The 12906-nt window shown below is 71.4% G+C and carries 9 protein-coding genes; 6 read left to right on the top strand and 3 right to left on the bottom strand.

Going from position 1 to position 12906, the window contains the following annotated elements:
- Positions 1-31: 31 nt before the first annotated feature.
- Entirely contained in the window at positions 32-508 is a 477-nt protein-coding gene (gene def / locus ACVCAG_RS24235) for a peptide deformylase (RefSeq protein ID WP_447190327.1), read from the bottom strand.
- 236 nt (positions 509-744) lie between these two features.
- On the opposite strand from def, the gene ACVCAG_RS24230 reads away from it, so the two are divergent.
- The 5 genes from ACVCAG_RS24230 (at position 745) to ACVCAG_RS24210 (ending at position 7251) form a co-directional block, all read left to right on the top strand.
- Positions 745-2067 carry an MFS transporter gene (locus ACVCAG_RS24230; protein WP_440084916.1) on the top strand — a complete coding sequence of 441 codons (1323 nt, stop codon included), beginning with the start codon at positions 745-747 and terminating at the stop codon, positions 2065-2067.
- A gap of 235 nt (positions 2068-2302) precedes the next feature.
- Complete coding sequence (nirB, locus tag ACVCAG_RS24225; protein ID WP_440084915.1) at positions 2303-4750, top strand: nitrite reductase large subunit NirB; 2448 nt, start codon at positions 2303-2305, stop codon at positions 4748-4750.
- A 92-nt stretch (positions 4751-4842) separates the two neighbouring features.
- A complete protein-coding gene (gene nirD, locus ACVCAG_RS24220) occupies positions 4843-5214 on the top strand; it encodes a nitrite reductase small subunit NirD (protein WP_440084914.1) in 372 nt (123 codons plus the stop codon).
- Between the two features lie 85 nt (positions 5215-5299).
- On the top strand, positions 5300-6469 hold the full coding sequence (locus ACVCAG_RS24215; RefSeq protein WP_440084913.1) for a uroporphyrinogen-III synthase: 1170 nt from the start codon (positions 5300-5302) through the stop codon (positions 6467-6469).
- On the top strand, positions 6466-7251 hold the full coding sequence (locus ACVCAG_RS24210; protein WP_440084912.1) for a CbiX/SirB N-terminal domain-containing protein: 786 nt from the start codon (positions 6466-6468) through the stop codon (positions 7249-7251). Before ACVCAG_RS24215 ends, ACVCAG_RS24210 begins: the two co-directional genes overlap by 4 nt.
- A gap of 13 nt (positions 7252-7264) precedes the next feature.
- Here ACVCAG_RS24210 and ACVCAG_RS24205 read toward each other — a convergent pair whose 3' ends face one another.
- On the bottom strand, positions 7265-7912 hold the full coding sequence (locus ACVCAG_RS24205; RefSeq protein ID WP_440084911.1) for a hypothetical protein: 648 nt from the start codon (positions 7910-7912) through the stop codon (positions 7265-7267).
- A gap of 256 nt (positions 7913-8168) precedes the next feature.
- On the bottom strand, positions 8169-9023 hold the full coding sequence (locus tag ACVCAG_RS24200; protein WP_329079264.1) for a PAC2 family protein: 855 nt from the start codon (positions 9021-9023) through the stop codon (positions 8169-8171).
- Between the two features lie 396 nt (positions 9024-9419).
- Here ACVCAG_RS24200 and metH point away from each other — a divergent pair, with 396 nt between their 5' ends.
- Positions 9420-12884: a methionine synthase gene (gene metH / locus ACVCAG_RS24195; protein WP_440084910.1), complete on the top strand. Its 3465-nt coding sequence runs from the start codon at positions 9420-9422 to the stop codon at positions 12882-12884.
- The last annotated feature ends 22 nt before the right edge of the window (positions 12885-12906 follow it).

Raw genomic sequence — 12906 nt, 5'->3', positions numbered from 1 at the left:
GATGGTATCCGATGCCTCCGCGATGCGCAAGTCACGAGATCGAGGCGAGGAATCGCTCGCGCTCCTCCTCGGGGAGGTGGTCGACGAAGAGGGTGCCGTCGAGGTGGTCGGCCTCGTGTTGCAGGACGCGGGCGAGCACGCCCAGGGCGCGGACGGTGGCGGGCTTGCCGAACATGTCGCGACCACGGGCGGTGACCATGTAGGAGCGTTCCAGCGGCCACCAGCGGCCGGGCGCGGACAGGCATGCCTCGTCGGCCACGATCTTCCGTTCGGACAGCTCCAGGCGCGGGTTGACCAGGTGACCGGACTTGCCGTCCAGCTCGTAGACGACGACCCTCAGGGGGACGCCGATCTGCGGCGCGGCCAGTCCCGCGCGGCCCCTCCCGGCCCGCATCGTGGCCTGGAGCGATTTGACCAGGACGCGCAGCGCGCGGTCGAAGGTGGTCACCGGCTCGGACACCGTGCGAAGCACGGGATCGGTGAACGGTCGGATCGGCTGGACGGCCACGCGCACTCCCCGAAGCGAACGAATGGGCACCGGAGACGATTCCCATTGTCGCGCTGACTCAACCGTTACCCCCTCACCCCTCGTGTTTCCGGAATGTTGCCGCTGTGCGACGTGTGCATTGCGTATTTCCATGGTTAGTCACACGTAACCGGCGCACCATCACAGATAGTAAATGTGCGTAATGCCGCCCTCTTAGATTTCGGGATCGAAGCCCGCCCGAAACCGCAGGAGGAAAGATGGCCAAGCCCTGGATCAGCGACTGGCGGCCCGACGACCCCGACTTCTGGCAGGGACACGGCAGGAAGGTGGCCCGCAGGAACCTGATCTTCTCCATCTTCGCCGAGCACCTCGGATTCACGCTGTGGACCGTGTGGAGCATCGTGACCGTGCAGCTCGGCTCCTACGATTTCTCCACCGACCAGCTCTTCTGGATCGTCGCCCTGCCCAACCTGATCGGCTCGGCGCTGCGCATCCCGTACACCTTCGCCCCGGCCAGATTCGGCGGCCGGAACTTCACCGTGGTCAGCGCCCTGCTCCTGCTCGTGCCCGCGGTGCTGCTGGCCATCGCGGTCGGCAACCCGGCCACCCCCTACTGGGTCTTCCTGGTCATCGCGGCCACGGCGGGCCTGGGCGGCGGCAACTTCGCCTCCAGCATGGCCAACATCACCTACTTCTACCCCCAGGACAGGCAGGGGTCGGCGCTCGGGCTCAACGCGGCGGGCGGCAACATCGGGGTCAGCTCCGTACAGCTCGTCATGCCCCTGGTGATCGGGGCGTTCGGCCTGGCCGCCGCCGGGCTGTTCTGGATCCCGTTCATCCTGGCCGCCGCGATCGGCGCCTACTTCTTCATGGACAACCTGACCTCCGCCAAGGCCAGTCCCGCCGACCAGCTGAAGGTCGCCGGCCGGGCCCAGACCTGGATCATGTCCGTCCTGTACATCGGCACCTTCGGCTCCTTCATCGGCTACTCCACCGCGTTCCCGCTGCTCATCAAGAGCCAGTTCCCCGAGCAGGCCTCCCTGGTGGCGCTGGCCTTCATCGGCCCGCTGCTCGGCTCGCTGATCCGCCCGGTCGGGGGCTGGCTGTCGGACCGGCTCGGCGGGGCGCGGGTGACGCTCGTCAACTTCGCCGCGATGGCGGGCGCGGCGGCGCTGGTCTGGCAGGGCCTGTCCCAGCACGCCTTCGCGCTGTTCTTCTGCGCCTACATGCTCCTGGTCGCCACCACCGGCATCGGCAACGGCTCCACCTACCGGATGATTCCGGCGATCTTCCGGGCGAAGGCCGTGGCGGGCGTCGCCCCCGGTACGGACGCCCACGAGGCCGCCGTGGCCGTCGGGAAGCGGGACGCCTCCGCCGCGATCGGGATCATCTCCGCGATCGGCGCCTTCGGCGGGTTCTTCATCAACCGTGGATTCGGTAGCTCCATCGCCGCGACCGGGGGAGCGGGCGCAGCGCTGGCCTCCTTCGCCGCCTTCTACCTGGTGTGCGCGGCCATCACCTGGGCCTGCTACCTGCGGACCGCGGGATCCGTGCCGAGCCTGGCGGCGGCGCGCGTGTGATCCCGGCGTATCGGGCGCCCGTTCGGCTCACATCCGGCACCGTCCCGGCCGACGGACAACTCACATCCGCCTCATCGTGAATGTGAACGCGGTTAGCGGCTTGTAGCACATCGGTAACAGGGGAGACCTCAGGGTGAAACCGCCTGAAAGCACCATCGGATCCATGCCGGTCTCACTTCCCCCCCAGACACCTGTGAAGGCTGGGGCGGAGCGGACGAGAGGGGAAAAGCGACCCATGTCACGGCTCGTCGTGGTAGGACACGGACCGACATCGCATCGGCTGGTCGAGGCGCTGGTCGCCAAGGGCTTCGCGGGAAGGATCACGGTGCTGGGGGAGGAGCCCCGGCCGGCGTACGACCGGGTGGCGCTCACCTCCTACCTGGCGGGCAGGAGCGTCGAGGACCTCACCTATCCGACGCCGGACGGGGTCGTGCTGCGGCTGTCGTCCAGGGTCGTGGAGATCGACAGGCGGGCGCGCGAGGTCGTCACCGCCGACGGCCACCGCGAGCCGTACGACGTGCTGGTGCTGGCCACCGGCTCCAGCCCGTTCGTGCCGCCGGTGCCGGGCAGGGAGCTGGACGGCTGCTTCGTCTACCGCACGATCGACGACCTCGACGCGATCAGGGCGGCCGCCTCGGACGCCACGAGCGGCGTCGTGATCGGCGGCGGGCTGCTGGGGCTGGAGGCCGCCGACGCGCTGCGAGGCCTGGGGCTGGCGACCCACGTCGTGGAGATGGGCGGCTGGCTCATGCCCCGGCAGGTCGACGAGGGCGGCGGCGCCGTCCTGCGCGGCCACGTGGAGGCGCTCGGCCTGAACGTGCACACCGAGGCGGGGGCCAAGGAGATCGTCGCGGGCCCGGACGGGCGGGTGGCGGGCCTGGTCAAGCCGGACGGCGAGACCGTCGAGGCACAGATCGTGGTCTTCTCCGCGGGCGTCAGGCCCCGCGACGAGCTGGCCAGGCAGGCCGGTCTCGAGGTCGGCGGGCGCGGCGGGATCGCCGTGGACGACGGGATGCGCACCAGCGACCCGGCGATCTACGCGATCGGCGAGTGCGCCCTGCACGAGGGCATGGTCTACGGGCTGGTGGGGCCGTGCTTCACGATGGCCGAGGTCGCCGCCGACCGCATCCTCGGCGGCGAGGCGGTCTTCACCCGCGCCGACCTGTCGACCAAGCTCAAGCTGCTCGGCGTGGAGGTCGCCCAGTTCGGCGCGATGGAGGGCGCGCTGGACGTGACCTTCATGGACCCGGTGGGCGGGGTCTACCAGAAGCTGTTCGTCAGTGACGACGCCCGCACCCTGCTCGGCGGGATCTGCGTCGGCGACGCCACCCCGTACAACACCCTCAAGCCCTTCGTCGGCCGCGACCTGCCGGGTTCGCCGAGCGAGCTGTTGTTCACCGGCGGGCCGGCGAGCACGGACCTCCCCGACGACGCGCAGGTCTGCTCCTGCAACAACGTCACCAAGGGCCAGGTGTGCGCGGCCATCGCCGAGCACGGCCTCACCGACGTCCCCGGCATCAAGGCGTGCACCCGCGCGGGCACCACCTGCGGCAGCTGCGTCCCGACGCTCAAGCAGATCCTCGTCTCCTCGGGCGTCGAGGTCTCCAAGGCCCTGTGCGAGCACTTCGCGCAGAGCAGGGCGGAGCTGTTCGACATCGTCCGGGTGCGCGGCCTCACCACGTTCTCGCAGATCATCGCCGAGCACGGCACCGGGCGCGGCTGCGACGTGTGCAAGCCCGTCGTCGCCTCGATCCTCGCCTCGCTCGGCAACGGCCACATCCTCGACGGCGAGCAGGCCGCCCTGCAGGACACCAACGACCACTTCCTGGCCAACATCCAGCGCAACGGCACCTACTCGGTGGTGCCGCGCATCCCCGGCGGGGAGATCACTCCGGACAAGCTCATCGTGATCGGAGAGGTGGCCCGCGACTTCGGCCTCTACACCAAGATCACCGGCGGGCAGCGGATCGACCTGTTCGGGGCCCGGGTGGAGCAGCTCCCGCTGATCTGGAAGCGGCTGGTGGACGCGGGCTTCGAGTCCGGGCAGGCGTACGGCAAGGCGTTGCGCACGGTGAAGTCCTGCGTGGGCTCGACCTGGTGCCGGTACGGGGTGCAGGACGCCGTCGGCCTGGCCATCGCGCTGGAGCTGCGCTACCGGGGCCTGCGCTCGCCGCACAAGCTGAAGTCGGCCGTCTCCGGCTGCGCCCGCGAGTGCGCCGAGGCCCGCGGCAAGGACTTCGGCGTCATCGCCACCGAGCAGGGCTGGAACCTCTACGTGGGAGGCAACGGCGGCTTCACCCCGCGCCACGCCGACCTGTTCGCCTCCGACCTGAGCACCGAGGAGCTGGTCCGCGTCATCGACCGGTTCCTGATGTTCTACGTCCGTACCGCCGACCGCCTGCAGCGCACCTCCGCCTGGCTGGAGGCCCAGGGCCTGGCCTACGTCAAGGAGGTCGTGCTGGACGACTCCCTGGGGATCTGCGCCGACCTGGAGGCCCAGATGGAGCGGCACGTGGCCGGTTACACCGACGAGTGGCGGGCCGCGATCGAGGACCCGGAGAAGCTGCGGCGCTTCGTCTCCTTCGTCAACGCCCCAGGGACCCCGGACCCGTCGATCGCCTTCGAGCCCGAGCGCGACCAGGTGAAACCGGTCCTGATCCCGCTGGAGGTGGTCCGTTCCTGATCCGGCCCGATCCGTGTCCCGCGCCGGCCGTGCCGGAGCGCCACCGTCGTACCCCGAGGACCTGAGAACCCGAAGAGAGGAGGCCTTCACCGATGACCGCGCTGAGAGAAGACCTGGAGCTGAGAGAAGACCTGGAGACGATCGCCTGGACAGCGGTCTGTTCCTACGCCGATCTGCTGCCCGAGCGCGGAGCGTGCGCGCTCGTCGACGGCAGGCAGATCGCGCTGTTCCGCGCCTTCGACGGTTCCCTGTTCGCGATCGGCAACCGCGATCCGTTCAGCGGCGCCCACGTCATGTCCCGGGGGATCGTGGGAACCAGGGCGGGCGAGCCCGTGGTGGCCTCCCCGATGCACAAGCAGGTGTTCTCCCTCGCGACGGGGGTGTGCCTGGACGATCCCGCGGTGGCCGTGCCGACCTACCCGATCCGCCTCACCGGCGGAACGGTGGAGGTGGGCCCCGGGTGAGCACGGGTGGGCACGGGGTGGGGCCGCGGGCGGCCGGACACCCCGGATACCGAGGAAACATCGAGCGAGGAGTGGTGAACGACAGATGAGCATCGCCGTTCTGGACGGGCCCACCGGCTCTCCCGAGACCGCGCCCGACGCGCTGGCCGGGTTCACGATCGGGGTAACCGCCACCCGGCGGCGCGAGGAGTTCTGCGCGCTGCTGGAACGCAGGGGCGCCAGGGTGGTGAGCGCCCCGGCGATCCGGCTGGTGCCCCTGACGGAGGACGCCGACCTGCTGGCCGCGACCCGCGCCAGCCTGGCCGCCCCGATCGACGACGTGGTGGTCACCACCGGCGTCGGTTTTCGCGGCTGGATGGCGGCGGCCGAGGGCTGGGGACTCTCCGGCGACCTCGCCGAGCACCTGACCGCCGCCCGGCTGCTGACCCGCGGGCCCAAGGCGCGCGGCGCGGTCAGGGCGGCGGGCCTGACCGACCACTGGACCCCGCCCACGGAGTCGTGCGAGGAGGTCAAGCAGCACCTGCTCGCCCAGGACCTGCGCGGGCGCCGCATCGCCGTGCAGCTGCACGGGGAGCCGCTGACCGGTTTCGTGGCCGCGCTGCGCGAGGCGGGCGCGGAGGTCATCGAGGTGCCGGTCTACCGGTGGCTGCCCTACCGCGACGTGTCGCCGCTGCGGCGCCTGGTCAGCCAGGCGATCTCCGGCGGCGTGGACGCGGTCGCCTTCACCAGCGCCCCGGCCGTGCTGGCCATGCTCAACTCCGCCCGCGCGGAAGGTCTGGAGGACGCGCTGGTCTCGGCCTTCGCCGGGCCGGTCGTCGCCGCCTGCGTGGGACCGGTCACCGCCGCACCGCTGGAGGCGCGCGGGGTGCCCACCGTGCAGCCCGAGCGCTCCCGCCTGGGCACGCTGGCCCGTACCCTCGCCAGGCACCTGCCCGAGCACAGCGTCACCCGCCTGGTCGCGGGCGGCCACCGGCTGGAGATCCGCGGCCACGCCGTCGCGGTGGACGGCGAGCTGAAGCCGCTGCCACCGGCGCCGATGGCGGTCCTCAAGCGCCTGGCCGACAAGCCGGGACACGTGGTGGCCCGCTCCGACCTGCGGACCGTGCTCCCCGGCGGCCCGTCGCGCGACTCGGCCGAGCACGCGGTCGAGATGGCCATCACCCGCCTGCGCCGTGCCCTCGGTCCCGCGGGGATCGTCGAGACGGTCGTCAAGCGCGGCTACCGCCTGGCCTGCGACCGGGGCGAAGGCCTGTGACGACCCTGGTCCTGGCCGGGCACGGGACGCGCAGCGCGAGGGGCGAGGAGACCCTGGCCGGACTGCGGGACCTGGTGCGCGGGGGCCGCCGGGGGACGCGGGTGGAGCAGGCGTTCCTGGAGATCAGCTCGCCGCTGCTGGCCGACGTGCTGCCCGGCCTGCCCGGCCCCGTCGTGGTGGTCCCGCTGCTGCTGGCGGGCGGCTACCACGTCCACATCGACCTGCCCTCCGTGATCGCCGCGGCCAGGCCGGACGCCGTGCTGGCGGCCCCGCTGGGACCGCACCCGCTGCTCACCGCCGTCCTGGCCAGGCGGCTTTCCGCCGCGGGGCTGAGGGGCGCCGACTCGGTGGTCCTGGGAGCGGCGGGCTCGTCCGATCCGGCCGCGCTGGCCGACGTGCGGGCGGCGGCCCGGCTGCTGTCGGTCAGGCTCTCCCGCCCGGTCACCGCGGCCTTCGCCGCGACGGGCACCCCGTCGGTCGCCGAGGCTCTGGAGCGGCTGCGCTCGGGACCCGCGCCGCGGATCGCACTGGCCTCCTATCTCCTGGCCCCCGGTTTCTTCCAGGACCGTCTGGAGACGTCCGGCGCCGACCTGGTCGCAGCCCCCCTGGGGGTGGACGCCGACCTGGCCGCGCTGGTGTGGGCCCGGTTCGACCAGGCGCGCCTGGCGTCGACGGCCACGGCCGGCGGCCAGGCCCGTCCGGGACCGGTGGCGGCCGGACTCGACCGGGGCGTCCGGCCTCCGAGCGTCCGGACCCCGGCGTGGCCCGCCCGGCACCGTTGATCGCGGGGGGCGATCAGGCCGGCCGGGGCTCCAGCCTCAGCTCCCGGACGATCTCCTCGGCGACCTCGTCCCGCGACGGCAGGAAGTCGTCGGCGCCGAGAAGCGTCTCGTAGTAGGCGTGGCGGAAGCACCCGGCGAGCAGCAGCCGGGCGCTGGCGACCGGGACGACCCCGGGAGAGACGCGCCCCGCCCGCTGCTCGGCCGCCAGGTACGCGGTGAGCGGCACGATCTCCGACATCGGCCCGATGTCGCTGTCGCGCATCGCCTCGCGGAAGCGGACGGTGACCGAGGGGGAGGTGAAGGCGGGCAGCGCCGCCGCCTGGACCTCGCAGTAGTAGTCGATGCCCGCTCGCGCGATGGGCAGCAGGTTCTCGCTCACCCGGCCCTTGCCGACCAGGTACATCAGGTCGTCGAGGATGCGCCGCCAGACCGGGAGCCGGTCCTGCAGCAGGGCCAGGAACATGTCGACGGCGTGTCCGGACGCGGTGCCCCGCGAACGCGGGTGCGCGGCGTCGTCGGCCTCCTCGCGCTTCATGAACGCGGCCAGCTCGAGGACGCGGCGCCGCGCCTCCTGCGCGTTCCGGTGCGGGTCGACGGTCTGCTGATACGAATCGATCTGGTACGGGTCGATCTGGTACGGGTCGATATAGGGAGTCGCCATGGTCGCCCTAACGTGCGCAGTCACATGGACAGATGGTCGTAACGGTGATGCGTCGTTCACCGGCGTCCACGGGGCCGTGTGCTTCCTGGGTTCTTCCTGGCCGTGGAGTCGCCGACGTCCGGTTTTCCGCTCGGCGCGCCCCCGGAGAGGCGGGGCGTGCCCGATCAGTGCCTGTCGACCCGGGCCCGACCCCAGGCTCAACCTGGTTTCAACCTAGGCGAAAAAGAGCGTCCGGTGGTAACCGCACGCCGTGAGTTCAGCCGTCGGAGTCACGGTCGCGCCGGCGCAGATAGCGCTCGAACTCGGCGGCGATGGCGTCGCCGCTCGCCTCGGGCAGCTCCGCGGCGTCCTTGCGCTCCTCGAGCTCCTTGACGTACTCGGCGACCTCGCTGTCCTGGGAGGCCAGCTCGTCGACGCCGTGCTCCCAGGCCCGGGACTCCTCGGCCAGCTCGCCCAGCGGCATCGGGATGTCGAGCAGGTCCTCCATCCGGCTGAGCAGCGCCATGGTGGCCTTCGGGTTGGGCGGCTGGGCCACGTAGTGCGGCACCGAGGCCCACAGCGACACGGCGTGCAGCCCGGCGGCGCCCAGGGAGTGCTGCAGGACGCCGACGATGCCGGTCGGCCCCTCGTAGCGGCTCAGCTCCAGGTTGATCGCCCTGGCCAGGCCCTCGTCGGTCGCCGACCCCACGATCGGCACCGGGCGGGTGTGCGGCGAGTCGTTGAGCAGCGCGCCGAGCAGGACCGCCAGCTCGACGCCCAGCTCGCGGCAGACCAGCACGATCTCCTCGCAGAACGCGCGCCAGCGCATGTTTGGCTCGATGCCGCGCAGCAGCACCACGTCGCGGTCGACGCCCGGGGGCCTGGCCACCGACAGCTTGGTGGTCGGCCAGGTGATGGACCGCGTCAGCCCCTCGCCCATCTCGACGATCGGGCGGGTCACCTGGAAGTCGTAGTATTCCTCCGGGTCCAGGGAGACCAGCGGGGTCGCCTTCCACTCGTCCTCGAGGTGCGCGATCACTCCGCTCGAGGCCTCACCCGCGTCGTTCCACCCCTCGAACGCGGCGATCATCACCGGGTCGACGAGCTCGGGCAGGCCTTCGATCTCGATCACGCGCCCCCTCCTTCTCACCTCTCGTCCTATCCGGCTAAGCCTATGCGGTGAGGGGGCCTTCACGTCACCTTCCCGACATGGTGCGAGCGATCAGGACGTCGCGACCTCCGCGCCGCCACACGCCGGGCGGCACCGCGTCTCGCGACCGCCCGCGGGGCCGGTGGGCTCCCGGCCCGGCGGCCACGGGAGGCCGCCCTCGCGCCCGCCGGTGGACCGGGGGATCGGGGGATCGCCGGTACCGGTGAGGACGGCGCGACCGGCCACCGGCGGTGTTCCGGCGTGTTCCGGCGCGGCGGCGGGGGGCGGCGACAGGGGTGATCGCCGGGCCGAGCGGGCGAAAGATCCGATCGCCGCCGAGTACGGGGGCGCCCGGACGGCTCCCAGTACTCTTGTCCCATGACAAGCACTCCGTCTTTCCGCGAAGTCCTGGCCGAGCGCGTGATGGTCGCCGACGGGGCAATGGGGACGATGCTTCAGGCCCACGACGTCACCATGGATGACTTCCAGGACCATGAGGGCTGCAACGAAGTGCTCAACGTCACCCGTCCGGACATCGTCCGCGCCGTGCACGAGGCCTATTTCGAGGTCGGGGTCGACTGCGTCGAGACCAACACCTTCGGGGCCAACCTTTCAGCTCTCGGCGAATACGACATCCCCGAGCGCGTCTTCGAGTACTCCGAGGCCGGTGCCCGCGTCGCCCGCGAGGCCGCCGACGCCTGGTCCACCCCCGACCGCCCGCGCTTCGTGCTCGGCTCCATCGGCCCCGGCACCAAGCTCCCCACCCTCGGGCACAAGCCGTACGCCGAGCTGCGCGACGCCTACTACGACAACGCCGCGGGCCTGATCGGCGGCGGCGCCGACGCGCTGATCATCGAGACCTCCCAGGACCTGCTCCAGGTCAAGGCGGCGGTGATCGGCGCCCGCCGGGCCATCGCCGACTCCGGCCGCGACGTGCCGGTGATCGCCCAGGTGACCATCGAGACCAACGGCGCGATGCTGCTGGGCTCGGAGATCGGCGCGGCCCTGACCGCGATCGAGCCGCTCGGCGTCGACGTGATCGGCCTCAACTGCGCGACCGGCCCCGCCGAGATGAGCGAGCACCTGCGCTACCTGGCCCGCCACGCCCGGGTCCGCCTGTCGTGCATGCCCAACGCCGGGCTGCCCGTGCTGACCTCCGACGGCGCCTACTACCCGCTGAGCCCCGAGGAGCTGGCCTCGGCGCACGAGAACTTCACCCGCGACTACGGGCTCTCCCTGGTCGGCGGCTGCTGCGGCACCACCCCCGAGCACCTGCGCCAGGTCGTCGAGCGGGTCCGTGGGCGGGAGACGGCCCCGCGCCGCCCCCGCCCCGAGGCCGGCGCCTCCTCCCTCTACCAGAGCGTCCCCTTCCGCCAGGACATCTCGTACCTGGCCATCGGCGAGCGCACCAACGCCGTCGGCTCCAAGGTCTTCCGCGAGGCGATGCTCGCCCAGGACTGGGAGGAGTGCGTGGAGATCGCGCGGGGGCAGGCCCGCGACGGCGCGCACATGCTCGACCTCTGCGTCGACTACGTGGGCCGCGACGGCGTGGCCGACATGAGGGAGCTGGCGTTCCGCTTCGCCACCGCCTCCACGCTGCCGGTCGTCCTCGACTCCACCGAGCCCGCCGTCCTCGAGGCCGGGCTGCAGATGCTCGGCGGGCGCGCGGTCGTCAACTCGGTCAACTACGAGGAGGGCGACGGCCCCGAGACGCGCTTCCACCGGAACATGACCCTGGTCCGCGAGTACGGCGCCGCCGTGGTCGCCCTCACCATCGACGAGCAGGGCCAGGCCCGCACCGCCGACTTGAAGGTTCAGATCGCGGTCCGCCTCATCGAGGACCTTACGGGCAACTGGGGCATGAACATCGAGGACATCCTCATCGACATGCTCACCTTCCCCATCGCCACCGGCCAGGAGGAGACCCGGCGCGACGCGCTGGAGACGATCGAGGCGATCAAGGAGATCAAGCGGCTCCACCCCGGCGTGCAGACGGTCCTGGGCCTGTCGAACGTGTCGTTCGGCCTCAACCCGGCCGCCCGCGTCGTGCTCAACTCGGTCTTCCTCAACGAGTGCGTCAACGCCGGCCTGGACGCGGCGATCGTGCACGCCTCCAAGATCCTGCCGATGGCGCGCATCCCCGAGGAGCAGCGCGAGGTCGCCCTGGACATGATCTACGACCGGCGCAGGGAGGGCTACGATCCGCTGCAGCGGTTCATGGAGCTGTTCGAGGGCGTCGACACCGCCGCCCTCAAGGAGAGCAAGGCCGAGGAGCTCGCCGCGCTGCCGCTGTGGGAGCGGCTCAAGCGCCGCATCGTCGACGGCGAGCGCAAGGGCCTGGAGGCCGACCTCGACGAGGGCCTCGCCCGGCGCCCCGCCCTGGAGATCGTCAACGACGTGCTGCTGGACGGCATGAAGACCGTCGGCGAGCTGTTCGGCTCCGGCCAGATGCAGCTGCCGTTCGTGCTCCAGTCGGCCGAGGTGATGAAGACCTCGGTCGCCTACCTGGAGCCGCACATGGAGCGGGTCGAGGGCGAGATCAAGGGCCGCATCGTGCTCGCCACCGTCAAGGGCGACGTGCACGACATCGGCAAGAACCTGGTCGACATCATCCTCTCCAACAACGGCTACGAGGTCGTCAACCTCGGCATCAAGCAGCCGGTGTCGGTCATCCTGGAGGCCGCCGAGGAGAAGAAGGCCGACGTCATCGGCATGTCCGGGCTGCTGGTGAAGTCCACGGTCATCATGAAGGAGAACCTGGAGGAGATGAACTCCCGGGGCATCTCCGAGAAGTTCCCCGTGCTGCTCGGCGGGGCGGCGCTGACCCGCGCCTACGTCGAGCAGGACCTCGCGGAGCTCTTCCAGGGCCAGGTCCGCTACGCCCGCGACGCCTTCGAGGGACTGCGCCTGATGGACGCCTTCATGGCGGTCAAGCGCGGGGAGAAGGGCGCGAGCCTGCCGCCGCTGCGCGAGCGCCGGGTCAAGGGCGGCGCCACGCTGGTCAGGACCCCGGTGGAGGAGCTGCCCGCCCGCTCCGACGTGGCCACCGGCAACCCGGTGCCGACGGCGCCCTTCCTCGGCGAGCGCGTCATCAAGGGCGTGCCGCTCGCCGAGTACGCCGCGTTCCTGGACGAGCGGGCGACGTTCATGGGCCAGTGGGGCCTCAAGGCCGCGCGCGGCGGCGACGGGCCCTCGTACGAGGAGCTGGTCGAGACCGAGGGCCGCCCGCGCCTGCGGATGTGGCTGGAGCGGATGCAGACCGACGGGCTGCTGGAGGCGGCGGTCGTCTACGGCTACTTCCCGTGCGTCAGCGACGGCGACTCGCTGATCATCCTGGACGAGGGGGGCAACGAGCGCACCCGCTTCACCTTCCCGCGCCAGCGGCGCGACCGGCACCTGTGCCTGTCCGACTTCTTCCGCTCCAAGGACTCCGGCGAGGTCGACGTCGTCGCCCTCCAGGTCGCGACGATGGGCAACCGGGTCTCCGAGGCCGCGGCCGAGCTGTTCGCCAAGGACGCCTACCGCGACTACCTGGAGCTGCACGGCCTGTCGGTGCAGCTGACCGAGGCCCTGGCCGAGTACTGGCACGCGCGGGTGCGCTCGGAGCTCGGCATCGGCGGCGACGAGTCCCTGGAGGACATGCTCAAGGTCAACGTCGCCGGCTGCCGCTACTCCTTCGGGTACCCGGCCTGCCCCAACCTGGAGGACCAGGTGCAACTGATGGAGCTGCTCGATCCGGCCAGGATCGGCGTCGAGCTGTCGGAGGAGTTCCAGCTCCACCCCGAGCAGTCGACGTCCGCACTGATCGTCCATCACCCCGAGGCCAACTACTTCAACGTATGACCGGCGTGTGATCGGCAGGGGG

The sequence above is a fragment of the Streptosporangium sp. G12 genome (assembly GCF_052983175.1).
This window is presented reverse-complemented; position numbering and strand designations above follow the sequence as displayed.

Coding starts and splice junctions, on each gene's coding strand:
- ACVCAG_RS24205 (WP_440084911.1), bottom strand. CDS start 7,912: ATGGCGACTCCCTATATCGACCCGTACCAGATCGACCCGTACCAGATC.
- metH (WP_440084910.1), top strand. CDS start 9,420: ATGACAAGCACTCCGTCTTTCCGCGAAGTCCTGGCCGAGCGCGTGATG.
- nirD (WP_440084914.1), top strand. CDS start 4,843: ATGACCGCGCTGAGAGAAGACCTGGAGCTGAGAGAAGACCTGGAGACG.
- nirB (WP_440084915.1), top strand. CDS start 2,303: ATGTCACGGCTCGTCGTGGTAGGACACGGACCGACATCGCATCGGCTG.
- ACVCAG_RS24230 (WP_440084916.1), top strand. CDS start 745: ATGGCCAAGCCCTGGATCAGCGACTGGCGGCCCGACGACCCCGACTTC.
- ACVCAG_RS24215 (WP_440084913.1), top strand. CDS start 5,300: ATGAGCATCGCCGTTCTGGACGGGCCCACCGGCTCTCCCGAGACCGCG.